Here is a 25,856-nt window from a genome sequence, read left to right as displayed (position 1 = left end):
GTCGTGAGGGGTGAGACGCGCGGTCAGGCGCGGGTGGCCAGGACCCCGTCCTCGTCGGCGAAGAGTCGCTGGCCGGGGACGAAGTCGACCCCGCCGAAGCTGACGACCACGTCGYGTTCGCCGACCCCGTCCTTGGCGCTCTTGCGCGGGTTCGACCCCAGGGCGAGGACGCCGAGCGGGAGCTCGCGCAGCGCCACCACGTCGCGGACCGCGCCGTGGATGACCACGCCCGCCCAACCGTTGGCGACCGCGCTCGCAGCGATGAGGTCTCCCATCAGCGCCGACTCCAGCGAACCGCCACCGTCGACCACGAGCACCCGGCCGGAGCCGTCCTCGGTGAGCGTGGACTTCACGATCGCGTTGTCGCGGTGACATCGGATCGTCGTGATGACGCCCTCGAAGGAGGAGTGGGCACCGTAGTGACGGAACTGCACCGAGCAGGACTGGAGGTCGTCACCATGTTCGTCGTAGAGGTCGGCGGTGGACACCGAGGCCATCAGTCCCTGGCCGCCTTGACCGCCAGGACCGGGGCCTCCGCCTCGAGCAGCACGGTCTGGGCGGCACTGCCCATGATGAGCTTGCCGACCGGCGACCGGCGCCGAAGCCCGATGACGATGAGCTCGGCGTTCGTCTCCTCCGCGACACGCAGCAGCTGGTCGGCCGGGTCCCGGGCCTCTACGGACTGGGCAACCTCGTGCTCCACCCCGGACTCCTCGAGCTGGGCCTTCACGGCATCCCAGTCCGAGGACGACGCGAACCTCGAGTCGACCAGGGCGTCTCCCCGGCTGACGTTGAGGACGACCAGCCGGGCACCGCGCAGCCTGGCTTCCTCGATCGCTCGGTCGAGGGCTGCGTGACCCTCCGGACGGGGGACGAACCCCACGACGATGGCCATGACTACTGCCCTTCCTGGTTGGCGTGCTGGTGGCCGAGCGGGGACACGTCCTGGATGCCGCTGTCGCCGCCACCGCGGCGTGACCGCACGCGATCGATGACCACGGGGACCACGAGCAGGAGGACGACGATGACGTAGACGATCTTGGAGAAGGGCGTGTTGACCAGACCGGACAGCTCGCCGTCGCTGATCTGCAGTGCCCGTCGCAGCTGCTCCTCAGCCACCGGGCCGAGGATGATCGCGATGATGGCCGGGACGACCGGCAGGCCGAAGCGGCGCATGAAGAACCCGAGACCGCCGATGATGAGCAGCAGCCACAGGTCGAACGTCGAGGTGTTGGCGGCATAGGCTCCGATGCTGGCGAAGAAGAGGATGCCGGCGTAGAGGTAGGGGCGCGGGATGTTGAGCAGCCGCGCCCAGATGGTCGCGAGGGGCAGGTTCAGGGCCAGCAGGATCACGTTGCCGATGAACAGCGAGGCGATCAGGCCCCACACCAGCTCCGACTGGTCGTCGAGCAGGCGCGGTCCGGGCTGGATGCCATAGGACTGGAACGCACCGAGCATCACCGCCGCGGTCGCGGTGGTGGGGATGCCGAGGGTCAGCAGTGGCACCAGGCCACCGGCGGCCGAGGCGTTGTTGGTGGCCTCGGGCCCGGCCACACCCTCGATGGCCCCGTGACCGAACTCCTCGGGGTGCTTGGTGAGCTTCTTCTCCATCGCGTACGACAGGAAGGTCGGGATCTCCGCTCCACCCGCAGGGATGGCACCGAAGGGAAAACCGATCACGGTGCCGCGCAACCAGGGCTTCCACGAGCGCCGCCAGTCCTCGCGGTTCATCCGGGCGCCGTCGACGTGGATGATCTCGGCGGGGTTGCGGCGCAGGTGCGCGGCGATCCAGAGCGCCTCGCCGACCGCGAAGAGGCCGACGGCGACCACGACGACGTCGATGCCGTCGGCGAGCTGGGGGATGCCGAGGGTCAGCCGCTGCTGGCCGGAGGTCGGGTCGATGCCGACGGTCCCGATGAGCAGTCCGATGCCGAGTGAGGCGAGGCCACGGATCTTCGACGACCCCAGCACCGTGGTCACGGCGATGAAGGCCAACATCATGATGGCGAAGTAGTCGGGTGAACCGAGCTGGATCGCGAGCTTGACGATCTGGGGAGCGACGAGGGCGAGGGCCAGGGTGCCGATGGTGCCCGCGATGAAGGATCCGATCGCCGCCGTGGCCAGGGCAGCTGCGCCCCTGCCCTTCTTGGCCATCAGGTTGCCCTCGATCGCTGTGATGACCGACGCGCTCTCGCCTGGCGTGTTGAGCAGGATCGACGTCGTCGACCCGCCGTACATGCCGCCGTAGTAGATGCCCGCGAACATGATGAACGCCTGAGTGGGCTCGAGCGTGAACGTCAGCGGCAGAAGCAGGGCGATGGTCATCGCCGGGCCGATGCCGGGGAGCACGCCGATGGCGGTGCCGAGGACCACGCCGATGACGGCGTAGAGGAGGTTCGTCGGCGTCAGCGCGGTGCCGAAGCCGTCGATGAGGGCGTTGATTCCGTCCATCAGAGGATTCCCTTGAGCAGCCCGACCGGGAGCTTGATGCCCAGGCCGAGGAAGAACAGGTACCAGGACCCCACCGAGAGCACGATCGAGATCAGCGCCATGCGGACGTAGTGCCGCGCACCGAGGGCGTAGGTGGTCCCGAAGAACAGGATCGCCCCCGAGATCGGCCAGCCGAGCGGGTCGATGAGCAGCGCGTTGGCGGCGAACGAGCCCACGAGCAGGCCGATCGTGCGCCAGTCGCTGCCGTGGCTGAGGTCGACGTCCTCGCCACCCTCGGCCTCACCCCGCCCACCACGGACCAGGTCCACGGTGAGCAGGGCAGCCATCAGGATGAGCAGCAGCCCGACAGCGATCGGAACGGTGCGGGCATTGACGGGACCACGAGACGCGGTGTCGGTCACCCCGAGCGCGTCGACGATCGCCCAGGCGCCGAGGCCCAGCAGGAGGAGGGCCACTCCGTACTCGGAGCGGCCCCCCTTCTCTGCCGCAGTCGGACTGCTGGACATCAGGCCAGTCCCAGTTCCTTGAGAACGCCGGCGACGCTGTCGTTCTGCGCGGTCAGGAAGGTCTTGAACTCGTCACCGGTCTGGAAGGAGTCCGTCCAACCCTGGTCGGCCAAGGTCTTCTTCCACTGGTCGGTGCCGTGCATCTTGGTCAGCAGGTCGACGTACTCCTTGGTCTTGGCGTCGCTGAGCCCGGGGGGACCCACGATGCCGCGCCAGTTGGTGAACTCCATGTCGACACCGAGGCTCTTGAGGGTGGGAGCGTCCACGCCCTCCACGGGCTTGGCGCTGGTGACGGCAAGGATCTTCACGTCGCCGGACTTCGCCTGCTCGGCGACCTCGCCGATGCCGGTCGCCGCGAAGGCGACCTTCTTGCCGAGGACCCCGGTGAGCAGCTCGCCGCCACCGTCGTACGCCACGTAGTTGACGTCCTTCGGGGTGATGCCCACGGCCTTGGCGAGGAGCATCGGGGTCAGGTGGTCGGGGCCACCGGCGTTGGAGGCACCACCGACGGGGACCTTGCCCGGGTTGGCCTTCCACGCCGCGACGAGCTTGTCGAGGGTGTCGTAGGGGGAGCCCTTCGGCACGACGATCGCCTCGGACTCCTCGATCAGCTTGGCGATCGGGACGGTGTCGTTGAGCGTGGCCTTCGACTTGTTCGTGTAGACGGCGCCCACGACCCCGAGCCCCATCTGCATGAGGATGTCGTCGTGGCCCTTCTCGTTGACGAGGCGCTGCAGACCGACGGTGCCGCCGGCGCCTGCCGAGTTGAAGACCTCGATCGTCTCGCTGAGCTTGGCATCCTGCATGGCCTTGGCCGCGAGGCGGGCGGTGGTGTCGTAGCCGCTGCCGGGGGAGTTCGGCACGAGGATGCGCAGGCCCTTGACGGGGCCAGAGGAGCTGCTCGTCTCGGTTGACGAGTCGTCGCCGCTCACGCCACAGGCGCTCAGGGCGAGACCGGCGACCGTGGCGGCTGCCACGACCTTGAGGGGGGTCCGTACTTGCACGGGAGACTCCTTTGTCTGAGGGGGTTCGAAGCACACCGTGCCCGGCCTCGATCGCGGTGTCACGGTTAGGTGCGCAAACTCTGTTTTGTCCTTTGTGCTCACGCGGTGCTGGTCGGACGCAGGCAGCCCAGACACAATCGAGCCGTGGACGATCGATGGCGCGCGTGGCTGGCCCGACGGCGCTGGCCCTGGCGGCGGCGCTGGACGCTCGCCAGCCGCATGCTGGCGATGCAGCTGGCCATCGTGTGCGTCGTCCTCGTCGGAGTGGCCGCGGTCTCCCTGGCCCAGTCCGACGCCCGCGCCCGCGAGACCGAGGGAAGCCGGGCCCTTGCCGTCGCGGAACGCCTGGCTGTCACCGCTGGAGTGCGGGAGGCCGCGGCATCGGGCGGTGAGGACTTCCTGGGCCAGGCCCAGTCGGTGGTCGAGTCGGGGCGCACCTTCTCGAGCTCGACCACGGTGCTGCTCGCGCTCAGGGACCGGCGGGTCATTGCCTCCAGCGACGCGCTTCCGCGGAGGGCCATGTACCTGCAGCCGACCGACGCCTTCGAGGGGCGGTCGTGGGTCGGTGCGCAGGAGGGCACGGGAGCGGCACTCGCGATGGCCCCGATCATCAACGTCGACACCCGTGAGACCGACGGTGTGGTGGCGGTCGTCCGCGCCTATCCCTCGATCCTCGACAACTTCGAGACCGCCCTGCCCAACCTGCTGACCTACCTGGGGATCGCGAGCCTGCTCGGGGTGGTGGGTTCGCTGCTCCTCGCCGGGCGCGTGAAGCGCCAGACCCTGGGGCTCGAACCACGCGAGATCGCCGGACTGGTGGAGCAGCGCGAAGCCCTCCTGCACGGCATCAAGGAAGGCGTGCTCGCGGTCGACCTCGACCACCGCATCACCATGGTCAACGACGAAGCGGCGCACCTGCTCGGCATACCCCTCACGTCCGGGGGGCGGACCCTCGCGGAGGTGGACGGCACGGGGCGGGCCGACCAGATCTTCGACGACGGGACCGAGCTCACCGACCATGTCATGCCAGTCCGTGGCAGGGTGCTCACCGTGAACCGGATGCCGGTCACCAGCCGCGGCAGGCACATCGGCTGGGTGGCCACGATGCGCGACCGCACCGAGATGCTCGAGCTCCAGCGCGAGCTCGACCTGACCAAGAGCACCACCGACACGTTGCGGGCGCAGGCCCACGAGTTCAGCAACCGGATGCACGTCGTGAGTGGTCTGATCGCGCTGGAGGAGTTCGACGGGGTGCGCAGCTACATCCGGCAGATCACCGACGACTCGAGCACCCTGACGACCAATGTCGCTGCGCACGTGCAGGATCCGGCGGTTGCCGCCCTGCTCATCGCCAAGGCCAGCCAGGCGACGGAGCGCGGCGTCGAGCTGGTCGTCGACGCCACCAGCAACGTGCCCCCTCTCGACGACGCGCTGGCGGCGGACGTCAACACCGTGATGGGCAACCTCATCGACAACGCCTTCGACGCGGCCGCCGGTGGTGGCGCCGATCCCGTTGTGCAAGTGACTCTTTCGCACTCCGGCGACGCGATGACCGTGACCGTGCGCGACAGTGGCCCGGGCATCGACTCCACGATCGGTGAGCTGGTCTTCACCCGGGGGTTCAGCACGAAGTCCACGACGACGGCGCAGGAGCGTGGCATCGGACTGGCGATCGTGCGGCTCATCTGTCGCAATCGCGGCGGGGACATCATCGTCACCAACGACGAGGGCGCGGTCTTCGTCGCCACGCTGCCCGTGCTGGTGCACCAGGAGGCATCGTGATCAGGGTGCTGGTCGTCGACGACGACTTCATGGTGGCGCGGCTGCACTCCAGCGTCGTGGCGAGGCAGCCGGGCTTCGAGGTCGCGGGCATTGCCAGCACGGGCACCGACGCCCTCCGGGCGGTCGAGGTGACCCGGCCCGACCTGGTCCTGCTCGACATCTACCTCCCCGACATGACCGGGCTGGAGGTGCTGGCACGCCTGCGCGAGGGGAGCGGCGAGGACGTCGACGTCATCGTGATCAGTGCCGCGCGCGACCTCGACACCTTGCGAACCGCCTTGCGTGGCGGGGTTTTCCAGTACCTCGTCAAACCGTTCGAGATCGAGTCCCTCCAGCAACGACTCGGTGAGTATGCCGTGCACCGGGCTGAGCTCGCCGAGCTCACCGAGGCGGGTCAGGACGACGTCGACCGGGTGTTCCGGGCGAGCGGGGCCCGCTTGGTGGGAGGCTCACCCAAGGGCATCAGCCCGGAGACGACGGACCTGGTGCGCCAGGCCCTCGAGGCGGCCGACGAGGACGGGCTGTCGGCGACGGAGTGTGCCGAGTCGACGGGCCTGTCCCGCAGCAGCACCCGGCGCTACCTCGAGCACCTCGTGTCGGTCGGCACGGCCGAGATGCGTCCGAGGTACGGCGCGGCCGGGAGGCCCGAGCGTCGCTACCGGCTTCGCTGACGCCGTGGATCGGGCCGCCGGCGTTCAGCCGGACTGCTCGAGCCGGTCGGAGATGGCGCTGAGCGCGGTGTCGCGCGCCGCGAGCACGTGCGCCTCGGCAACGGCGTGGGCGCGGACGGGGTCTCGGGCCACCAGGGCCTCGAGGATGTCCTGGTGCTCGCGCAGGGCAGTGGTCCGGCGTTCCTGGGACTGGTTGGTGAACGCGCGGTAGCGCGCCATCTGCCCGTCGACCTGCCCGTGCAGGCGAGAGGCCCACTCGTGCCCTGCGATCGCGCCGATGGCCAGGTGGAAGTCGTGTCCCGCGTTCATCGCATCGCTGGGCAGGTCGACGAGCTTCTCGTTGCGGTCCACCAGTCGACGCAACGTGGTTGCGCCCTCGTCGTCGAGGCGGGTCGCGGCCTCGGCGGCCATCAGGCCCTCCAGCGCGGCGCGCACCGAGTAGAGCTCCTCGATCTCGCGCGCGCTCAACAGCCGGACCACCATGCCGCCGGTGGGCAGCTGGTCGAGCAGGTCCTCGGCGAGCAGCAACCGCAGCGCCTCGCGCAGGGGCGTGCGACTCACCTGCATCCGGCTGGCCAGCTCTGGCTCGTAGAGCCGCTCTCCGGGCCTGAGCTCGAGGTCGAGGATCTGGCGGCGCAGCTCGCTGTAGACGAGCTGTCCGCCGGACGCCCGGCGTGGACGATCCACCATCTGGTCTCTCCCATCTTGCACACTTGTATACAAGTATGCTTTCCTTCACCCAGTCTCGCACAGTCCCACCAAGGAGCACCACGTGACCCAGCCCGAGCCCGCCGGAGGCGCTGCCCCTCGAGGGGCCATCTTCGCGGCCACGGACCTCGCTGACTTCGCGACCCGCCTCCTGCACGCCGACGGAGTGCCCGACACCGACGCCGCGCTCCTGGCCGACTCCCTCGTCACCGCAGAGCTGTGGGGCCACGCCTCGCACGGGATGCTCCGACTGCCCTGGTACCTCACCCGGCTGCGCAGCGGAGCGATGGAGGCGGTCACCGCCCCGGACGTGGCGCGGGACAGTGGCGCCGTGGTCGTGCTCGACGGACGGCACGGCATCGGCCAGGTCATCACGCAGCGGGCGGTCGACCTGGGGATCGAGCTCGCCCGGGAGCACGGCATCAGCGGGGTCGCGGTCCGCAACTCCGGACACTTCGGCACGGCGGCGTACTTCACCCGACAGGCGGCCGAGGCCGGCTGTGTGGCCCTGCTGGTCACGAACGCCAGCCCCGCGATGGCGCCCTGGGGCGGGACCGCGAAGAGCATCGGCACGAACCCCTGGTCCATCGCCGCCCCCGCAGGTCGTCATGGCGTGGTCGTCATGGACCTGGCCAACACGGCTGTCGCCCGCGGCAAGGTCTACCTGGCTGCCGAGCGTGGCGAGGAGATTCCCCAGGGCTGGGCCGCCGACAGCGATGGCGCGCCCACGACCGACCCTGCGGCGGCGATCGCGGGCCTGATCCTGCCGATGGCCGGCCCCAAGGGCTACGTCATCTCGTTCATGATGGACGTGCTGGCGGGGGTGCTCACGGGCAGCGCGTTCGGCGACGGCGTCGCGGGTCCCTACGACCCGGAGCGGCGCAGCGGCGCCGGGCACCTCCTCATCACCATCGACGTGGCCGCGGTGTCCGACCCGGACGAGTTCTCGGCCCGCATCGAGGCGTTGGTCGACCAGACCCGCGGTGGCGCCCTCGCGACGTGGGCGGACGAGATCCTCGTCCCCGGTGAGCTCGAGGACCGCAGCCGGCGCCGGCTGTCCGCCGACGGCATACCCCTGGCCGATGCCACGACCGAAGCGCTCGCCGCGCTCGGGCGGGAGGCGGGCATCGCCCTCCCCGCCCCACTCGCCGCCAACCCGAGCGCCCCTGACGGACCGGAGGTCCCCGCATGATCGCCCTCGTCGTCTCTCTCGCCGTCGTCCCGGGGAGGCTCGACGAGTTCGTCGCCGCCATCGCCGCGAACGCCGAGCGCTCCTTCGCCGACGAGCCGGGGTGTCTCTACTTCGACGTGACCCAGGACGTCACCGACGACCACCACTTCGTGTTCTACGAGGTCTACGCCGACGACGACGCAGTGGCCGCCCACCGCGCGACTCCGCACTTCGCGGACTGGCGCACGGCCGCGAGCCGGTGCGTGGTGCCGGGCAGCCAGGTGAACACCCTCGCCACGCGACGGTTCCACCACGACGGGAGCGAGCGGTGAGGATCCTCGTCCTGCCGGGGGACGGCATCGGCCCCGAGATCACCCAGGCGACCGTCGAGGTCCTGCTCGCCCTCGATCGCCGGCTGGGTCTGGGGCTCGAGCTGGAGCACCGTGACATCGGACTGGCCTCGCTGGCGTCGGTCGGCACGACCCTGCCGGGCGACGTCCTGCAGCGGGTGACCGAGGTCGACGGCACCGTCCTCGGACCGGTCTCGCACTACGACTACCCGGGGCGGGAGCAGGGTGGCATCAACCCCAGCGCGGAGCTGCGGACCCGCTTCGCGCTGTACGCCAACATCCGTCCGTGCCGGTCGGTCGACGGCCTGAGCGTGCTCCGCACCCCGATGGACCTGGTCATCGTGCGGGAGAACACCGAGGGCTTCTACTCCGACCGCAGCATGTATGCCGGTAGCGGTGAGTTCATGCCCGACGAGGACTCCGCGTTCTCGATCCGCAAGATCACCGCCCCAGCCTCGCGACGCGTGGCTCGCGCAGCCTTCGAGCTGGCGCGCACCCGCCGGGGTCACGTGACCGCGGTGCACAAGGCGAACGTGCTCAAGCTGTCGGACGGGCTGTTCCTGCGCTGCGTGCGCGAGGTCGCCTCCGACTTCCCGGACGTGGAGCTGCGCGAGCTCATCGTCGACGCGGCCGCCGCCCGGCTGATCCGCGACCCCGGGTCGTTCGACGTCGTCGTGACCACCAACATGTTCGGCGACATCCTCAGCGACGAGGCCTCCGAGCTCTGCGGCAGTCTCGGCCTCGGTGGGTCGGTGAACGCCGGGGACAGGGTCTGCGTGGCGCAGGCCCAGCACGGGTCCGCGCCCGACATCGCCGGGCAGGGCATCGCCAACCCCACCTCGCTGATCCGTTCGGCCGGGATGCTGCTCGACTGGCACGGCGCACGATCCGGCAGGCCGGAGCTGCGCGAGGCAGGACGACTGCTCGACGCCGCGGTCACCGCCACCATCGCCGACCCGGCCACCCGCACCCGCGACCTCGGCGGCCCCCTCGGCACCGACGACTTCACCAGCGCCCTCATCGGCACCCTGACCCAGGAGCCCTCCCATGCCTGACCAGCCCCTCGCCCCGACCCTGCTCATCCGCCCCCACGAGGTGCGGCCCTTCGACCGTGGCAACGGCGTCGTGACCGTCCCGTACGTCGGGAAGTGGAACTGCGAGGCCAACAGGATCACCACCGGCCAGACCCAGTTCCAGCCCGGCACCGGCCTGCCGCTGCACAGCCACAACGTCGAGGAGTCCGTCCTGGTCCTCGAGGGCGAGGCCGTTGCCGAGATCGGTGACGAGCGGTTCGACCTCGTCGCCGGCGAAGCCACGTGGGTGCCGGCCGGCATCCCGCACCGCTTCTACAATCGCGGCGCCGGGCCGATGCGCATCTACTGGGTGTACGGCGGACGCGACGTGACCCGGACGATCACCGCCACCGGTGAGACGTTCGAGCACCTGTCGGAGAGCGACCGAGGCGGCCTGAGCACGCCATGAGCACGATCGCCACGGTCAACCCCGCTGACGGGAGCGTCCTCGCTAGCTATGACTCGATGAGGGCCGACGACATCGAGAAGGCGCTGGTCGCCGGCGCCGCCGCAGCCCGTGCCTGGGGCCAGGTGGCGGTGGCAGACCGCGCAGAGCTGCTCGTCCGGCTCGCGGCCCACCTCCGCGCCGATGCCGAGAGGTATGCCTCGCTCGTCACCTCCGAGATGGGCAAGCCGCTGGCCCAGGCCCGCAGCGAGGTCGGGAAGTCAGCGGTCACCGCCGACTACTACGCGAGTCAGGCGGCCTCGATCCTGGCGACCCGCCACGTCGAGATCGACTCGCCCGCAGGGGTTTCCGCCTTCGTATCACCAGAACCCCTGGGGCTGGTGCTGGCCGTGATGCCGTGGAACTTTCCCGTCTGGCAGGTGATGCGCTTCGCCATCCCTACCCTGGCTGCCGGCAACGGGGTCCTGCTCAAGCACTCGCCCAACGTCACCGGCTCCGCCCTCGCCCTCGCTGAGGCCTTCGTCCGGGCAGGGTTCCCCACCGACCTGTTCACCACCCTGGTCGTGGCCGAGGAGGACGTCCCCGCGACCGTGGGGCGGCTCATCGAGGACGAACGCATCGCCGCGGTCACCCTGACCGGCAGCAACCGAGCGGGTGAGATGGTGGGCGCGGCCGCGGGTCGCGCGTCCAAGAGGTCGGTCCTCGAGCTCGGTGGGTCGGACGCGTTCGTCGTCCTCGCCGACGCCGACGTGCCCGCAGCGGCGGCGGCTGCCGTCGGCGCCCGGTTCACCAACTCGGGCCAGAGCTGCGTCTGCGCGAAACGGTTCATCGTCGAGGCGCCGGTCGCCCAGGAGTTCACCCGGTTGTTCCTCGAGGGCGTCCGTGCGCTGGTCGTCGGCGACCCCACCGACCCCACCACGACGGTCGGGCCGCTGGCCCGCTCGGACCTGCGGGACGCCCTGCAGCGACAGGTCGACCTGTCGGTGACCGCAGGGGCGACCCTGGCCGCCGGCGGGCGCAGCGTCGACGGCGCGGGCTACTTCTACGCACCCACCGTGCTGCTCGACGCAGGTCCCGGGATGCCGGCGTTCGACGAGGAGACCTTTGGTCCGGTCGCGGCCGTCGCGGTGGCCTCCGACGAGGCCGACGCGATCCGGCTCGCCAACGCGACCCCTTACGGACTGGGCCTCAGCGTCTGGAGCCGCTCCCCCGAGCGGGCCGTCGCCGTCGCGCGACAGGTCACCTCGGGTGCGGCGTTCATCAACGCGGTGGTCGCCTCCGACCCCCGGGTCCCCTTCGGGGGCACCAAGCGCAGCGGCTACGGTCGTGAGCTGGCTGACGCGGGGATCCTCGAGTTCACCAACCAGCGCACCTACTGGGTGTCCGCCTGACCCATCGTCTCGCATCCGAGACGGTATGCCGCCTGCGCAGGGCGCGCACGCGGCATACCTCCGCTGCAATGGAGGCATGACCACCACTGTCACCTCAGCGCCGACCGTCACCGTCGGGACCGGGCCCGTCTCGTTCGACGACGTCGTCGCGGTCGCCCGGCACGACGCCAGGGTCGAGATCTCCCATGAGTCGCTGGCGGAGGTGCGCCGCACCCGCGAGGTGATCGAGGCGCTCGCCGACGACACGGTCGCGCACTACGGCGTCTCGACCGGGTTCGGTGCGCTGGCGACGCGGCACATCCCGGTCGAGCTGCGCGCCCAGCTCCAGCGCTCGCTGGTGCGCTCGCATGCCGCCGGCTCGGGCGCCGAGGTCGAGCGCGAGGTGGTTCGCGCACTGATGCTGCTGCGCATCTCCACGCTTGCGACCGGCCGCACGGGCATCCGCGAGGAGACCCTGCAGACCTACGTCGCGATGCTCAACGCCGGCATCACGCCCGTCGTCCACGAGTACGGCTCGCTGGGCTGCTCGGGCGACCTCGCGCCGCTGTCCCACTGTGCGCTCGCCCTCATGGGCGAGGGAGTCGTGCGCGACGCCGCGGGGGAGCGGATGCCGACCAGCGAGGCGTTCGCCGCGGCGGCCATCACCCCGGTCGAGCTGCGTGAGAAGGAGGGCTTGGCCCTCATCAACGGCACCGACGGCATGCTCGGCATGCTCGTGCTCGCCATCACCGACCTGCGCTCACTGCTCAAGACCGCCGACATCTCGGCCGCGATGAGCGTCGAGGGCCAGCTCGGGACCGACGACGTCTTCGCGGCGGACCTCCACGCGCTGCGCCCGCAGCCGGGCCAGGCCAGGTCCGCCGAGAACCTGCGAAAGCTGATGCAGGACAGCGGGATCCGCGACAGCCACCGCGACCCTGAGGCTTGCACGCGCGTCCAGGACGCCTACTCGCTGCGCTGTTCACCGCAGGTGGCGGGCGCGGTCCGCGACACCGTGGAGTATGCCGCGACGGTGGCGGGCTTCGAGCTCGCCTCCGCGGTCGACAACCCCGTCGTCACGCCCGACGGACGGGTCGAGTCGAACGGCAACTTCCACGGGGCGCCGGTCGCCTACGTCCTCGACTTCCTCGCGATCGTCGCCGCCGACCTGGCCTCGATCTCGGAGCGGAGGACCGACCGGTTCCTCGACGTGTCGCGCAACCACGGGCTCAACGCCTTCCTCGCGGACGACCCCGGCGTCGACAGCGGCCACATGATCGCGCAGTACACCCAGGCGGCGATCGTGTCCGAGATGAAGCGCCTGGCGGTGCCCGCCTCGGTCGACTCGATCCCGAGCTCGGCGATGCAGGAGGACCACGTGTCGATGGGGTGGTCGGCTGCCCGCAAGCTGCGTCGCTCGGTGGACGGGCTGACCCGCGTTCTCGGGGTCGAGCTGCTCACCGCCGCCCGCGCCATCGACCTGCGGGCCCCCCTGACCCCGGCACCGGCCACCGGGGCCGTGGTCAAGGCGCTCCGCGACGCGGGCGCCCCCGCACCGGGTACCGACCGCTTCCTGGCCCCTGAGATCGAGGTGGCCGTCCAGCTCGTCGCGAGCGGCGTGGCCGTCGCAGCGGCAGAGTCGGTCACCGGCCCCCTCAACTGACACCACGGCATACCCCGCTCGTCACTGAACCGTCTGACCAAGGCACTGAAGGAGAACGACATGGAAGGCGCCCGCCCCGTCCGCTCACCCCGCGGCTCGCAGCTCACAGCCCAGCACTGGGGGGCCGAGGCCCCGATGCGCATGCTGATGAACAACCTCGACCCCGAGAACGCCGAGCGTCCCGACGACCTCGTCGTCTACGGCGGCACCGGCCGCGCTGCGCGTGACTGGAAGTCGTTCGACGCCATGGTCCGCACCCTGACCACGCTCAAGCAGGACGAGACGATGCTCGTGCAGAGCGGTCGTCCGGTCGGCGTCATGCAGACCCACGAGTGGGCGCCGCGCGTGCTCATCGCCAACTCCAACCTCGTCGGCGACTGGGCGACCTGGCCGGAGTTCCGGCGGCTCGAGCACCTCGGGCTGACGATGTACGGGCAGATGACCGCCGGCTCGTGGATCTACATCGGGACCCAGGGCATCGTGCAGGGGACCTACGAGACGTTCGCCGCCATCGCTGAGAAGCGTTTCGGCGGAACGCTGGCCGGCACCCTCACGCTCACCGGCGGTTGTGGTGGCATGGGCGGCGCGCAGCCGCTCGCCGTCACGATGAACGAGGGCGCCTGCCTCATCGTCGACGTCGACGAGTCGCGGCTCCGGCGCCGGGTCGAGCACCGCTACCTCGACGAGGTCGCCTCGTCGCTGGACGAGGCGATCGACAAGGCCGTCGCCGCCAAGAACGAGCGGCGCGCCTGGTCGGTGGGTGTGGTCGGGAACGCCGCCGAGATCTTCCCCGAGCTGCTGCGTCGCGGGGTGCCGATCGACATCGTCACCGACCAGACGTCTGCGCACGACCCGCTGTCCTACCTCCCCGAGGGGATCGAGGTGGGCGACTGGCACGAGTACGCCGAGAAGAAGCCCGAGGAGTTCACCGACCGGGCGCGCGAGTCGATGGCCAAGCACGTCCAGGCGATGGTGGAGTTCCAGGACGCAGGGGCCGAGGTCTTCGACTACGGCAACTCGATCCGCGACGAGGCGCGCCAGGGCGGCTACGAGCGCGCCTTCGAGTTCCCCGGTTTCGTGCCGGCCTACATCAGGCCGCTGTTCTGCGAGGGCAAGGGCCCCTTCCGCTGGGTGGCGCTCTCGGGCGACCCGAAGGACATCGCGGCGACGGACAAGGCCGTCCTCGACCTGTTCCCCGACAACGACCGGCTGCACAAGTGGATCCGCGGCGCCCAGGACCGGATCGCCTTCCAGGGTCTGCCTGCCCGCATCTGCTGGCTCGGCCAGGGGGAGCGCGACAAGGCGGGTCTGGCGTTCAACGAGCTCGTCCGCACGGGAGCAGTGAGCGCCCCCATCGTCATCGGGCGCGACCACCTCGACACGGGTTCGGTGGCCAGCCCCTACCGCGAGACCGAGGCCATGCTCGACGGCTCCGACGCCATCGCGGACTGGCCGCTGCTCAACGCCCTCGTCAACACCTCTTCCGGCGCCTCGTGGGTCTCGATCCACCACGGTGGCGGCGTCGGCATCGGTCGCTCCCTGCACGCCGGCCAGGTCTCGCTCGCGGACGGCACGGAGCTCGCGGCGCAGAAGCTGGCCCGCGTCCTCACGAACGACCCGGCGATGGGCGTCATCCGCCACGTCGACGCCGGCTACGACATCGCCGAGCGCACTGCCCGGGAGCAGGGCGTGCGGATCCCCATGCGCGAGAGCTGATCTCGCACCAACGCGAGGTATGCCGGGTGGTCACCACCCGGCATACCTCGCGTTGGGGGCGGGTTCAGGCGGGGGCGGTGGGTTCAGGCCGGGTCGGTGACGTCGGCGACCTGGGCACCCAGGGCGGCGACCACGTCGTCGGCCTGCGCGGTCGCGGCGACGCCGTGGGCACCCGCCCCGATGGAGATGAGGCGTCCGGCCACGGAGGCGTCCGCCACGACGGGCCACGCCGTCAGCGAGCCGAACGGCGTGATGGTCCCGCGCTCGTAGCCGGTCACGTCCTTGGCGGTTGCGGCGTCGGGCATCGACATCCGGTTGACGCCCAGCAGGGCGCGCAGCTTGGGCCACGAGATCTCACGACCACCCGGCACGAGCACGAAGAGGTAGTCGTCCTCCGCCCGCCGCACCACCAGGGTCTTGATGATGTCGCCCGGTTGAACGCCCCGCGCGGCGGCCGCCTCCTCCAGCGAGCTGACCCGGCCGTGGCGCGTGATGGTGTGCTCGATGCCGCTGGCCGCAAGCGCTGCCGCCGCCCGTGCGGCGCCGTCGTCAGTCACGGTGGAAGCCTAGCCGCCACCCGGTCCGCCACCCTCTCGCCCGGCGCCTGTCTGTGATCCGAGACGGAATGGTGGAGGAGCCCGCACATCATCACGTCCGCTGGTGTGGAATGGTCTGGTCGTCGGTCTGCGTCCACCGCGGACCGGCCCCAGTCCTGCCGCCGCCGCCAGAGAGGGCACCGTGAGCTTCGAGTCGATGTGGGCTGACCTCCAGCCCGTCGGACGCAGCGCCCAGTCAGGTGGCTACCGGCGCTTTGCCTGGACCCGCGAGGACCACGACCTCCGCGAGTGGTTCACCGGCGAGTGCGGCGCGCGCGGGCTCGACCTCACCGAGGACCGGATGGGCAACCAGTGGGCCTGGTGGGGGGACCCCGATGCGGCGGCCGCCCGCGGGGACAAGGGAGTCGTCACGGGGTCGCACCTCGACAGCGTCCCCGACGGCGGTGCCTTCGACGGTCCGCTGGGGGTAGTCAGCGCGCTCGCGGCCATCGATGTGTTGCGGGACAAGGGGTTTGAGCCCTCCAGGCCGATCGGGGTGGTGAACTTCGTCGACGAGGAGGGCGCCAGGTTCGGCGTGGCCTGCGCCGGCTCCCGGGTCATCACCGGTGCCATGACCGCGCGTCGCGCACGCAGCCTGACGGACGCCGACGGCACCACCATGGCTGACGCGCTCAAAGCAGCTGGTCGCGACCCGCACCAGATCGGTCGGGACGACGACGCCATGCGCCGCATCGGGAGCTTCGTGGAGCTGCACGTCGAACAGGGACGCGGCCTCATCGACCTCGACCACCCCGTCGCGGTCGGCAGCGACATCTGGCCCCATGGCAGGTGGCGGCTGGACTTCACCGGCGAGGCCAACCACGCCGGGACCACCCGGCTCGAGGACCGCCACGACGCGATGCTCGGGTATGCCGGTGCGGTGCTCGCCGCGCGCGAGGCCGCCATCACGAACGGCTGCGTCGCGACCATCGGCAAGGTCGTGGTGACGCCGGGCGGTGTCAACGCCATCCCGAGCGCCGTGACGGGATGGCTCGACGCCCGTGGCGCCAGCCCTCGCGCCGTGCGCCGCGCGGTCGCCGACATCAGCGCGATGGTCGAGCAGTCCGGCGGGCGGATCACCGAGGAGTCGTGGACCCCGTCCACGCCCTTCGACGCCGGGCTGAGCGCGCGGCTGGGGACCCGGCTCGGCGGCATACCTGTCCTGGGCACGGGGGCCGGGCACGACGCCGGCATCCTCGCGAACGCCGGCATCCCCACCGCGATGCTCTTCGTCCGAAACCCCACGGGCGTCTCGCACTCACCCGAGGAGCATGCGGAGCTCTCCGACTGCCTCGAAGGGGTGGCGGCCCTGACGGCCGTCCTCGAGGACCTGACGGGGGCGCAGGCGTGACGGCTGGATCAACCCAGTACTGGGCGGAGCACGCGTGGCTCCCCACCGGACTGGCCACGGGTGTGCGGTTCGAGGTGGTCGACGGGGTCTTCGCAGGGGTGCACCGGGCCCGCCCCGAACCGGGTGACGAACGGCTGCACGGCGTGGTGCTGCCGGGATTCGCCAACGCCCACAGCCACGCCTTCCACCGCGCCCTGCGCGGGCGCACCCACGGAGACGGCGGCAACTTCTGGACGTGGCGACAGCAGATGTATGCCGTCACGCGGCACCTCACTCCGGACACCTACCTCGCCCTGGCCAGGGCGGTGTTTGCCGAGATGGTGCTCTCGGGGATCACCGTCGTCGGGGAGTTCCACTACCTCCACCACAGCGTGGGCGGCCGCCCCTACGCCGATCCCAACGCGATGGGGGAGGCGCTCATCGCGGCCGCGCGGGACGCCGGCCTGCGGCTGACCCTGCTCGACACCTGCTATCTCGCGGGTGGGCTGGCAGGGGACGGGCACGTGCCACTGGACGATGTCCAGCGGCGGTTCAGCGACGGCGATGTCGACGCGTGGGCAGCCCGGGTGGCCGCCCTGGCTCCGGACGCCACGACCCGGATCGGCGCCGCAGTGCACTCGGTGCGCGCCGTGCCGCGGGACGACCTGCGGGCGATGGCCGAGGTGACGCGTGGCCGCACGGTGCACGCCCACGTGAGCGAGCAGCCGGCCGAGAACCTCGCGACGCAGATGTTCTACAACGCCACGCCGACCGAGCTCCTCGACGAGGCCGGTCTGCTCGGCGGCCGGTTCAGTGCCGTGCACGCGACGCACCTGTCCGACCGGGACATCAGCCTGCTGGGCGAGTCGGGCACGACGGCCTGCTTCTGCCCGACGACCGAGCGCGACCTCGCCGACGGCATCGGTCCCGCGAGGGCGCTGACGGCTGCGGGCGCGCGCCTGTCGCTCGGCTCGGACCAGCACGCGGTCATCGACCCGTTCGAGGAGGTGCGGGGGCTCGAGATGCACGAACGGCTCGCCAGCAACGAGCGCGGCCGGTTCACCCCCGACGAGCTGCTGACGGCCGCCACCTCGGACGGCTACCGCAGCCTCGGCTGGCAGGACGCCGGTGTGATCGCGGAGGGGGCCGCGGCGGACTTCGTCGTCGTGCGCACCGACACCGTCAACACCGCTGGCGCCAAGGCGGGTCAGATCCTCTACTGCGCCACGCGATCCGACGTCGACCGGGTGGTGGTCGGCGGCAGCACGGTCGTGGAGGCGGGACGCCACCGGCTGGGCGACGTGGCGGCGCTGCTCGGCAAGGCGCTGGCCGACGTGAGGGAGCACCAGTGAGCAGCACCGTCGTCACCGGGATCGCCGAGCTCGTCACCTGCGACGGGTCGACCCCTGACCGGCTCGGCCTCGTGCGCGACGCCGCAGTGGTCATCGAGGGCGGGCACGTCGCGTGGATCGGTCCGGCGTCGGGCGCCCCGATGGCCGATGACCAGGTCGACGTGGGGGGTCGAGCAGTACTGCCGGGCTTCGTCGACTCGCACTCCCACCTCGTGTTTGCCGGGGACCGTGGTGACGAGTTCGCCGCGCGGATGGCCGGCACGCCCTATGACGGTGGTGGCATCGGGGTGTCGGTGGCCGCCACCCGGGCCGCCACCGACGACGAGCTGCGATCACTCGTCGCCCTGCGGGTCGCCGAGATGCGCGCCCAGGGCACGACGACCGTCGAGATCAAGAGCGGCTACGGCCTGACCATCGAGGACGAGGCGCGGGCCCTGCGCATCGCCCGCGAGTTCACCTCCGAGACGACCTTCCTCGGGGCCCACGTGGTGCCGCGCGAGTACGCCGAGGACCGGGCGACCTACCTCGAGCTCGTGACCGGCCCGATGCTCGAGGCGGCCACTCCGTACGCGAGGTGGGTGGACGTGTTCTGCGAACCACACTCGGCCCACGCGTTCACCGAGGACGAGGCGCGCACCGTGCTGCTCGCCGGACGTCGTGCGGGACTCGAGCTGCGGGTGCACGGCAACCAGCTGGGTCACGGGCCCGGGGTCCAGCTGGCCGTCGAGCTCGGAGCGGCCAGCGTCGACCACTGCACCTACCTCTCAGCCTCCGACGTCGACGCGCTGGCCTCCGCAGCGGACACCACGGTGGCGACCCTGCTGCCCGGGGTGGAGTTCTCCACGCGCTCGCCCTACCCCGATGCCGCTGCCCTGCTGGCGGCCGGCGTGTCGATCGCACTCGCCACGGACTGCAACCCGGGGACCTGCTACTCGTCGTCGATGCCGTTCGTCATCGCCCTGGCGGTGCGCGAGATGGGCCTGACGCCCGGCGAGGCGGTGCTCGCGGCCACGACGGGTTCGGCGAAGGCGCTGCGGCGCAATGACATCGGACGGATCGTCGTGGGGGCTCGAGCCGATCTCACCGTCCTCGACGCGCCGTCGCACGTCCACCTGTCCTACCGTGCGGGCGTACCGATCGCCAAGGCCCTCGACCTGGACGGGGCCTGACGCTCAGGCGTCGTGGAGGTCTGCGCCCTCAGGCGTCGCCGTGCTGCATCGCCTTGGGCAGGTGCCCGGCGGACTTCTCGTAGTACTCGGCGGCCTTGCGGGTCGCGATCACCCGGGCAGCACCAGCCGCCAGTCCGGTCAGCGCAGCGAACGCGATGGCGTCCTTCCACGGGGTGCGCGGGTCACGCGGGTCGACGACGGCGTCGCGGCCGGCCTTCTTCCACGCGGTGGTGACCAGCTTGTTGGCGACCACACCCGCGAGCACCGCCGATCCGGTCCCCAGCACTCGCCACACCAGTGGTCCCATGTCGCACACCTCTCCCGTACCTGTCGCGGACCCGTTGAGGATCCGTGTCCCCGCGTCGCGACCCGTCGCCACGCGAAATTGCCGCTGACCTGCGGCTCCACCCTGCCACACCCAGGAGTATGGTTCGACGGGTAACGACAGGGGAGCGCGCAAGCGCTGAGAGTGCGGGAGACCGCAGACCCTCACACCTGATCCGGTTCGCACCGGCGTAGGGAGTCGAGAATCTCAGACACCTGTCGGGTGAAGTGCGCCACCACAGGTGTCTTCTCCCGGCAAGGGGTCTCCCCGAGGCATCCACCGGATTCCACGGGAGAAGAACACATGAGCACCAAGAACACCCCGGCCACTTCGGCCGACACGGCACCATCCACCCCGGCCACCCAGGCCGACACCACCACCCCGGCCACCTCGGCCAGCGCGACCTCGTCCACCTCTTCCACCGGGACCCGCCGCGGCAGCATCCGCGCCAGCGGGAACCTCTGGGGTTGGCGCACTGTCGACCTCTTGACGGTCTCCTTCCTCGGCGCCGCGTTCGGTGTCGCCTACTGGGCCTGGGGTCTGGCCTACACCGCACCGGCGGCTGGGCTCGAGGCCCTCTTCCCACCGCTTCAGGGCATCACGGGAGCCCCCTGGTTGATGGCCGGGGTGGTGGGCGGCCTCGCCATTCGACGCCCGGGCTCGGCCTTGCTGTGTGAGGTGGTGGCGGCCCTCGTCTCGATGCTGCCCGGCACCAAGTGGGGTTTCACCACCCTCGTCTCGGGCATCGTGCAGGGTCTCGGCGCGGAGATCGCCTTCCTGATCCTCGGGTACGCGGCGTTCGGCCTCGGCGCCGCCCTGCTTGCCGGAGCCCTCTCGGCTCCGCTGGAAGCTCTCTACGAATGGCAGGTCTACTGGACCGACTGGGACATGGGCTACAAGCTCGCCTACGCCGGGATCCTCACCGTCGCGGGCGCGATAGTGGCCGGCGGTCTCGGGTGGCTGCTGACGCGCGGCCTGGCTCGAGCCGGCGCCCTGGGAGCGTTCCCGGCTGGGCAGGAAGCCCGGGAGTCACGCGCTGTCTGAGCACCCTCGTCCCGGCGCCCCCAAGGAGCGTCGGGGACATCTCGAGGTCCGGGGACTGACCTGGCGTCCGTACGGCCGCCGCGAACCGGTCATCCCCGGCCTCGACCTCGACATCCCCTCGGGACAGCGGGTCCTGCTCGTCGGTCCGAGCGGCTCCGGCAAGTCCACCCTCCTGCGTGGACTTGCCGGGGTGCTCGAGGTCGCCGACTCCGGGGAACGCACTGGCACCGTGCTGCTCGACGGCGCGGTTCCCGGGACGCGGGCCGGCGACGTCGGCCTCGTCCTCCAGGAGCCGGGCGCGGGCATCGTGTCGGCCACGGTCGGCCGCGACGTCGCGTTCGGCCTCGAGAACATCGGTATGCCGCGTGCGGACATGTCGGCGCGCGTCACCGCCGCGCTGGCCGCCGTCGGCCTCGACCTGCCCCAGGACACTCCCACCCATGCCCTGTCCGGCGGTGAGCAGCAGCGGCTTGCCCTGGCGGGGGCGCTCGCCCTCGAGCCCACGGTCCTGCTGCTCGACGAACCCACCGCGATGCTCGACCCCGCCAACGCCGACTCCGTCCGCAGGACCGTCGACGAGGTGACCCGGTCCCGCCGGCTGACGACGGTCGTCGTGGAGCACCGGCTCGGTCCGTGGCTCGACGTCGTCGACCGGCTCGTCGTCCTCGACCACAGCGGCCGGGTCGCAGCCGACGGCGAACCACTCGCCGTCCTCGCCCAGCACGGAGAATCCCTCGCGGCCCAGGGGATCTGGGTGCCCGGATTCCCCGACCCGCAACCACGCGGCATACCTGCGGGTGTCTTCGACACCTCGTCGACCGGAGCCAACCTGCTCACCCTCGACGCCGCCGACGTCACCATCACCCGGTCCGTGCAAGCGCTCGACGGCTCGACCCGCACCACGGTCGCGGTGCGGGACCAGTGGTTCCAGGCGCGCGCAGGGCAGGTGCACGCGCTGGTGGGCCCGAGCGGGGCGGGCAAGTCGACCTTGCTGCTGGCGCTGGCCGGGCTGCTGCGACGGCAGGCCGGTGAGGTGCGGCTGCGGCCCGACCTCGCCGTCGACGGGGAGCGCGACCCGCACGCGCTGGGCACCCTCGACCTGGCCCCGCGGGTTGCCTGGGTGCCCCAGTGGGCGAGCTCGACGATCGTCAGCCACACCGTGCTCGACGAGGTGATGACCACCTCGCGAGCGGTCGGGCTCGTCGAGTCCGAGGCGCTGGAGCGCGCCCGGGCCCTCCTGGACCACCTGGGCCTGGCCCACCTCGCGCAGGCTGACCCACGACACCTGTCCGGCGGAGAGCAGCGCCGGCTCGCCATGGCGTCCGCGGTGGTCCACCAGCCGGACCTCGTCTGCGCCGACGAAGCCACGGTCGGCCAGGACCGGCTCACCTGGGCCGCCGTCATGGGCATCGTCGAGGGCTTGCGGGACGCGGGTTCGGCGGTCGTCCTGACCACTCATGACGACGCAGTCATCACCAGGGCGGATGCGGTGACGATGATCGACCGGCCCGTGCAGCCACCCGTCGAACCGGCACGTCGACGCCCGCTGGTGGCGCGGGCCGGCCCCCTGTCGCTGATGGCGGGGGCGAGCCTCGCGATCCCGGCGGGCGTGGTCTCACCGCGCTGGTCCACGAGCCTCGTCGTGCTCGCGGTGCAGGTCGCGCTCGCGGGCCTGGCACTGCTGGCTCCTGGCGACGGGCCAGCGCCCACCGGTCGGCTGCGCGGGGTGCTCCTGCGGCTCGGCCCAGGACTCCTCGGCGCCCTGTCCGTGGCGTGGTCGACGTGGCTGCTGGGGGGCCACGACCTCGACACCGCCTTCACCGGGGGACTGCGGGTGCTCATCATCGTGCTGCCGTCGGCGGTGCTCATCCAGCACGTCGACGCGGATGCCCTCGGCGACCACCTCGGGCAACGGCTGCGGCTGCCCGCCCGTCCCGTGGTGGCCGTGGCGGCAGCACTGCAGCGGGTGCACACGTTCGGCGAGATCTGGTCGGAGATCGCGCGGGCCCGACGGGTGCGGGGGATCGGCGCCACGGCACGGTCGCCCCGGTCGGTGCTGGCCGAGCTCTGGGCCCTCACCATCGGGATCCTCGTGCGGTCGCTCCAGGCCGCGGCCACGCTCGCCGTGGCCATGGACGCCCGCGGGTTCGCCACGGCATACCGCCGCACGTGGGCTGCGCCGGCTCCGTGGCGGGGTGCGGACTGGCTGGTCGTCGCGGCGAGCATGCTGCCGGTGGTCGTGGCGGCCGGCTGGCGCTGACCGGGTGTCGTCCGGGTCTTGTGCGCCGTGGGTGACCGGAGCAAGGTGAACCCATGAACCGTGTCAGCGACGCCGCGGGTCCCTCATCGCCCGAGCAGATCCGCAACGTGGTCCTGGTGGGGTCGAGCGGGGCCGGCAAGACGGCCCTTTTCGACCAGTTCGTGGCGGCTCGGATCCCGGGCCGCCGCGCTCGTGAAGGGGACTCTTCGGCGACGTTGTCGCTCATGGCCGCGTCGGTCCCGACGGGTGGGCTGACTGTGAACCTGCTCGACACCCCGGGCCACCCGGACTTCATGGGCGAGGTGCGCGCCGGGCTGCGGGCGGCCGACGCGGCGGTGTTCGTCGTCTCCGCCGCCGACGGTGTCGACGAACCCACCCGGTTGCTGTGGCGCGAGTGCGACGTCCTCGGTATGCCGCGCGCGGTCGTGGTCACGCGCCTCGAGCAGGCGCGGGCGGACTTCGAGGCGACGGTCGACGCGTGCCAGCGGGCGTTCGGTGACGCCGAGCCGCTGGCCCTCCCGCTGGTCGTCGACGGTTCGGTCAAGGGCCTGCTCAACCTCCTGCGTCGCACCGTGACCGAACAGCAGCCAGGGGGCGGTGAGGCCGACAGGGAGCCGAGCGTCGACGAGGGTGAGCTGATCGACGCCCAGCGTGGTGAGCTGATCGAGTCCGTGATCGAGGAGTCCGAGGACGAAGGGCTCCTCGAGCGCTATCTGGAGGGCGAGGAGATCGACACCGAGGTGATCGCCGCCGACCTGCGCATGGCCGTGGCCACGGCTCGGTTCTTCCCGATCCTGCCGACGCATGCACCCACGGGCGTGGGCATCGAGGCGTTGATCGAGCTGTGCGAGAAGGGATTTCCCTCACCCGTCGGAGCGGCGATCCCCACCGTCTACACCTCGGCCGGTGGGGACTTCGGTGCCGTGACCTGCGACCCGACCGGCCCGCTCGTGGCCGAGGTGGTGCACACCACGACCGACCCGTTCGTAGGCCGGCAGTCGCTGGTCCGGGTGTTCTCGGGGACGCTGCGCCCCGACGAACCGGTGCACATCTCGGGGCACCTGCAGCACTTCGCGACCCACCTCGTCGACGAACACGCCGACCACGACACCGACGACGAGCGCATCGGGCCGCTGGCTGCCCCGCTCGGCGACGAGACCCGACCTGTCAGTGCGGGGATCGCCGGTGACATCGTCGTCGTCTCCAAGCTCGCGGGCGCGGAGACCTCCGACACGTTGTCGCGCAAGGACAGGGCCGCTCTGGTCGAGCCGTGGTTGTTGCCGAACCCGTTGCTGCCCGTGGCGATTCACGCTCGTTCCAAGGGGGACGAGGACAAGCTGGCCACGGCCCTGCAGAGACTGGTCGCCGAGGACGTCACGATGCGGCTCGAGCACAACTCCGAGACCCACCAGCTGGTGCTCTGGGCCATGGGGCCTGCCCACGTCGACCAGCTCATCGCGATGCTGGAGTCGCGCTACCACGTGCCGGTCGAGGTGGAGCCGGTGCGGACATCGCTGAGGGAGACCTTCGTGCGGCCCACCAAGGTCCAGGGTCGACTGGTGAAGCAGTCCGGCGGTCACGGGCAGTACGCCGTGTGCCACCTCGAGATCGAGCCCTTGGAGCGAGGGGCCGGCATCGAGTTCGTCGACAAGGTGGTCGGCGGGGCGGTGCCTCGCAACTACATCCCGTCGGTGGAGAAGGGCGCCCGAGTCCAGCTGGAGAAGGGCGTACTGGCGGGCTACCCGGTGGTGGACGTGCGGATCACCCTCGTCGACGGCAAGGCCCACTCGGTCGACTCCTCGGACATGGCCTTCCAGACCGCCGCGGGGATGGCTCTGCGCGAAGCCGCCAACGACTCGACCGTCGCGATGCTCGAACCCGTGGACGAGGTGCACATCGAGGTCAGCGACGACGCCGTCGGCGGGGTCCTGGCCGACCTCCGCGGACGCCGCGGGCAGGTGCACGGCACCGAGCCTGCACACGTCGGGGGGCGCACCCTGATCCATGCCGAGGTGCCCGCGCACGAGCTGGCTCGCTACCCGGTCGACCTGAGGTCGGTCTCCCACGGCACCGGCACGTTCACGCGCAGCTTCGTCCGCTACGACTACATGCCGCCTGCCCTCGCCAGGGAGATCACCGCCGGCTGACGCCTCCCGGGCCGTCGGGCCGAGCTCGCTCTCGTTCTCCGGCGAACAGGTCGCTGGGGGTCTCGGCCCGGCCGCGACGCACGAGGTAGCCGTGCCACAGCAGTCGGGCAGCCGTCGAACGGTGCGGCCGCCAGCGCTCGCCCAGGGCTTCGAGGGCAGCCTGGTCGGGAACGGTGTCGAGCCCCAGGGTCTCGGCAGCGGCCACCTGCAGGGCGCGGTCGCCGACGGGCCACAGGTCCGGACGGCCCAGGCAGGCCAGCAGGTAGACGTCGGCGGTCCACCGGCCGATGCCGGGCAGGGCCGTCAGCGCACGACGGACGGCGGCGTCGTCGAGGTCACCCAGCCCGTCGAGGTCAAGGGTGCCCGTCTCGACGGCCGTGGCCAGGGCGCGCAGGTAGCCGTCCTTCTGCCGGGACACCCCGTCGAGCCGCAGCTCCTCCGGGGTGCTGGCGAGCAGTGCGCTGGGAGCCATGTCCCCGATCCGCTCCACGACCTTGCGGTATGCCGCAGCGGCACTGGCGAGGGAGACCTGCTGCTCGAGGATGAACAGGACCAGGCTCGGGAACCCCGTGGGCCGCAACCACAGGGCAGGAACCCCGTGGGTCGAGACGAGCTCGGCGAGCTGGGGGTCGGCAGCCGTGAGCCCCGCCACCGTCCGTCCGAAGAGGTCGTCGTCCACGTCGCGACGCTACCCGAGAGCCGTCGCGGCTCCGAGCCACGTAGGGCGGACACAGAAGTGGCGTCCGGCGGAGGGGACACCAC

The 25,856-nt window shown here is 71.2% G+C and carries 24 protein-coding genes and 1 riboswitch; of the genes, 15 read left to right on the top strand and 9 right to left on the bottom strand.

The window, feature by feature from the left end; all coding sequences use genetic code 11:
- Positions 1-23: 23 nt before the first annotated feature.
- Genes rraA through AC1DXJ_RS05090 form a run of 5 tightly spaced genes read right to left on the bottom strand, consistent with a single transcriptional unit; the run spans position 24 to position 3,961 of the window.
- The gene (rraA, locus tag AC1DXJ_RS05110) at positions 24-497 is read right to left on the bottom strand and encodes a ribonuclease E activity regulator RraA (RefSeq protein ID WP_477636466.1); all 474 of its coding nucleotides are present in this window, start codon (positions 495-497) and stop codon (positions 24-26) included.
- Positions 497-895, bottom strand: a complete 399-nt coding sequence (locus tag AC1DXJ_RS05105) for a universal stress protein (RefSeq protein WP_477624512.1) — start codon at positions 893-895, stop codon at positions 497-499. Before AC1DXJ_RS05105 ends, rraA begins: the two co-directional genes overlap by 1 nt.
- 2 nt (positions 896-897) lie before the next feature.
- Positions 898-2,451, bottom strand: coding sequence for a tripartite tricarboxylate transporter permease (locus AC1DXJ_RS05100; RefSeq protein WP_477624511.1), 1,554 nt, complete (start codon positions 2,449-2,451; stop codon positions 898-900).
- The gene (locus AC1DXJ_RS05095) at positions 2,451-2,957 is read right to left on the bottom strand and encodes a tripartite tricarboxylate transporter TctB family protein (RefSeq protein WP_477614122.1); all 507 of its coding nucleotides are present in this window, start codon (positions 2,955-2,957) and stop codon (positions 2,451-2,453) included. The genes AC1DXJ_RS05100 and AC1DXJ_RS05095 overlap by 1 nt, the downstream gene beginning before the upstream one ends.
- Positions 2,957-3,961, bottom strand: a complete 1,005-nt coding sequence (locus AC1DXJ_RS05090) for a Bug family tripartite tricarboxylate transporter substrate binding protein (protein ID WP_477624510.1) — start codon at positions 3,959-3,961, stop codon at positions 2,957-2,959. The genes AC1DXJ_RS05095 and AC1DXJ_RS05090 overlap by 1 nt, the downstream gene beginning before the upstream one ends.
- 144 nt (positions 3,962-4,105) lie before the next feature.
- Between AC1DXJ_RS05090 and AC1DXJ_RS05085 the strand changes: the two genes are divergently transcribed.
- Both AC1DXJ_RS05085 and AC1DXJ_RS05080 read left to right on the top strand, forming a co-directional pair.
- Positions 4,106-5,743 (top strand): sensor histidine kinase, encoded by a 1,638-nt coding sequence (locus AC1DXJ_RS05085; protein ID WP_477624509.1) that lies wholly within the window; start codon positions 4,106-4,108, stop codon positions 5,741-5,743.
- Positions 5,740-6,414 carry a response regulator gene (locus AC1DXJ_RS05080; RefSeq protein WP_477624508.1) on the top strand — a complete coding sequence of 225 codons (675 nt, stop codon included), beginning with the start codon at positions 5,740-5,742 and terminating at the stop codon, positions 6,412-6,414. The genes AC1DXJ_RS05085 and AC1DXJ_RS05080 overlap by 4 nt, the downstream gene beginning before the upstream one ends.
- A 24-nt stretch (positions 6,415-6,438) precedes the next feature.
- On the opposite strand, the gene AC1DXJ_RS05075 is transcribed toward AC1DXJ_RS05080, so the two are convergent.
- On the bottom strand, positions 6,439-7,104 hold the full coding sequence (locus AC1DXJ_RS05075; RefSeq protein WP_477624507.1) for a GntR family transcriptional regulator: 666 nt from the start codon (positions 7,102-7,104) through the stop codon (positions 6,439-6,441).
- Positions 7,105-7,186: 82 nt separating this feature from the next.
- Here AC1DXJ_RS05075 and AC1DXJ_RS05070 point away from each other — a divergent pair, with 82 nt between their 5' ends.
- From AC1DXJ_RS05070 to hutU, 7 genes are all read left to right on the top strand, one after another.
- Positions 7,187-8,314: an Ldh family oxidoreductase gene (locus AC1DXJ_RS05070; RefSeq protein WP_477624506.1), complete on the top strand. Its 1,128-nt coding sequence runs from the start codon at positions 7,187-7,189 to the stop codon at positions 8,312-8,314.
- Positions 8,311-8,625 (top strand): putative quinol monooxygenase, encoded by a 315-nt coding sequence (locus AC1DXJ_RS05065; RefSeq protein ID WP_477636465.1) that lies wholly within the window; start codon positions 8,311-8,313, stop codon positions 8,623-8,625. Before AC1DXJ_RS05070 ends, AC1DXJ_RS05065 begins: the two co-directional genes overlap by 4 nt.
- Positions 8,622-9,698 carry an isocitrate/isopropylmalate dehydrogenase family protein gene (locus AC1DXJ_RS05060; RefSeq protein ID WP_477636464.1) on the top strand — a complete coding sequence of 359 codons (1,077 nt, stop codon included), beginning with the start codon at positions 8,622-8,624 and terminating at the stop codon, positions 9,696-9,698. The genes AC1DXJ_RS05065 and AC1DXJ_RS05060 overlap by 4 nt, the downstream gene beginning before the upstream one ends.
- Positions 9,691-10,125 (top strand): cupin domain-containing protein, encoded by a 435-nt coding sequence (locus tag AC1DXJ_RS05055; protein ID WP_477636463.1) that lies wholly within the window; start codon positions 9,691-9,693, stop codon positions 10,123-10,125. The genes AC1DXJ_RS05060 and AC1DXJ_RS05055 overlap by 8 nt, the downstream gene beginning before the upstream one ends.
- Entirely contained in the window at positions 10,122-11,513 is a 1,392-nt protein-coding gene (locus tag AC1DXJ_RS05050; protein ID WP_477636462.1) for an aldehyde dehydrogenase family protein, read from the top strand. Before AC1DXJ_RS05055 ends, AC1DXJ_RS05050 begins: the two co-directional genes overlap by 4 nt.
- 76 nt (positions 11,514-11,589) lie before the next feature.
- Positions 11,590-13,155 carry a histidine ammonia-lyase gene (gene hutH / locus AC1DXJ_RS05045; RefSeq protein WP_477636461.1) on the top strand — a complete coding sequence of 522 codons (1,566 nt, stop codon included), beginning with the start codon at positions 11,590-11,592 and terminating at the stop codon, positions 13,153-13,155.
- Positions 13,156-13,215: 60 nt separating this feature from the next.
- On the top strand, positions 13,216-14,871 hold the full coding sequence (gene hutU / locus AC1DXJ_RS05040) for a urocanate hydratase (protein WP_477614111.1): 1,656 nt from the start codon (positions 13,216-13,218) through the stop codon (positions 14,869-14,871).
- Positions 14,872-14,954: 83 nt separating this feature from the next.
- Here the strand turns inward: hutU and AC1DXJ_RS05035 are convergent, their stop codons facing one another.
- Positions 14,955-15,428 (bottom strand): aminoacyl-tRNA deacylase, encoded by a 474-nt coding sequence (locus AC1DXJ_RS05035; RefSeq protein ID WP_477632810.1) that lies wholly within the window; start codon positions 15,426-15,428, stop codon positions 14,955-14,957.
- Between the two features lie 181 nt (positions 15,429-15,609).
- On the opposite strand from AC1DXJ_RS05035, the gene AC1DXJ_RS05030 reads away from it, so the two are divergent.
- From AC1DXJ_RS05030 to hutI, 3 genes are read left to right on the top strand one after another with little or no spacing between them, the layout of a single operon-like run.
- Complete coding sequence (locus tag AC1DXJ_RS05030; RefSeq protein WP_477632809.1) at positions 15,610-16,818, top strand: allantoate amidohydrolase; 1,209 nt, start codon at positions 15,610-15,612, stop codon at positions 16,816-16,818.
- Positions 16,815-18,149 carry a formimidoylglutamate deiminase gene (locus tag AC1DXJ_RS05025; RefSeq protein ID WP_477632808.1) on the top strand — a complete coding sequence of 445 codons (1,335 nt, stop codon included), beginning with the start codon at positions 16,815-16,817 and terminating at the stop codon, positions 18,147-18,149. Before AC1DXJ_RS05030 ends, AC1DXJ_RS05025 begins: the two co-directional genes overlap by 4 nt.
- The gene (gene hutI / locus AC1DXJ_RS05020; protein ID WP_477632807.1) at positions 18,146-19,318 is read left to right on the top strand and encodes an imidazolonepropionase; all 1,173 of its coding nucleotides are present in this window, start codon (positions 18,146-18,148) and stop codon (positions 19,316-19,318) included. Before AC1DXJ_RS05025 ends, hutI begins: the two co-directional genes overlap by 4 nt.
- A gap of 28 nt (positions 19,319-19,346) precedes the next feature.
- On the opposite strand, the gene AC1DXJ_RS05015 is transcribed toward hutI, so the two are convergent.
- Complete coding sequence (locus AC1DXJ_RS05015; RefSeq protein WP_477624497.1) at positions 19,347-19,625, bottom strand: DUF4235 domain-containing protein; 279 nt, start codon at positions 19,623-19,625, stop codon at positions 19,347-19,349.
- A 129-nt stretch (positions 19,626-19,754) separates the two neighbouring features.
- Positions 19,755-19,857: riboswitch (TPP riboswitch) on the top strand.
- 89 nt (positions 19,858-19,946) lie between these two features.
- Between AC1DXJ_RS05015 and AC1DXJ_RS05010 the strand changes: the two genes are divergently transcribed.
- The 3 genes from AC1DXJ_RS05010 to AC1DXJ_RS05000 are packed head-to-tail and all read left to right on the top strand — an operon-like array spanning position 19,947 to position 25,094.
- Entirely contained in the window at positions 19,947-20,687 is a 741-nt protein-coding gene (locus AC1DXJ_RS05010) for an ECF transporter S component (protein ID WP_477632806.1), read from the top strand.
- The gene (locus AC1DXJ_RS05005; RefSeq protein WP_477632967.1) at positions 20,653-22,947 is read left to right on the top strand and encodes an ATP-binding cassette domain-containing protein; all 2,295 of its coding nucleotides are present in this window, start codon (positions 20,653-20,655) and stop codon (positions 22,945-22,947) included. The genes AC1DXJ_RS05010 and AC1DXJ_RS05005 overlap by 35 nt, the downstream gene beginning before the upstream one ends.
- 53 nt (positions 22,948-23,000) lie before the next feature.
- Positions 23,001-25,094, top strand: coding sequence for an elongation factor G-like protein EF-G2 (locus tag AC1DXJ_RS05000; protein ID WP_477636460.1), 2,094 nt, complete (start codon positions 23,001-23,003; stop codon positions 25,092-25,094).
- On the opposite strand, the gene AC1DXJ_RS04995 is transcribed toward AC1DXJ_RS05000, so the two are convergent.
- Complete coding sequence (locus tag AC1DXJ_RS04995; RefSeq protein ID WP_477632804.1) at positions 25,081-25,773, bottom strand: DNA-3-methyladenine glycosylase family protein; 693 nt, start codon at positions 25,771-25,773, stop codon at positions 25,081-25,083. The two genes, AC1DXJ_RS05000 and AC1DXJ_RS04995, sit on opposite strands and share 14 nt — an antisense overlap.
- Positions 25,774-25,856: the final 83 nt, after the last annotated feature.

The sequence above is a fragment of the Pedococcus sp. P2_D9 genome, from assembly GCF_056404275.1.
This window is presented reverse-complemented; position numbering and strand designations above follow the sequence as displayed.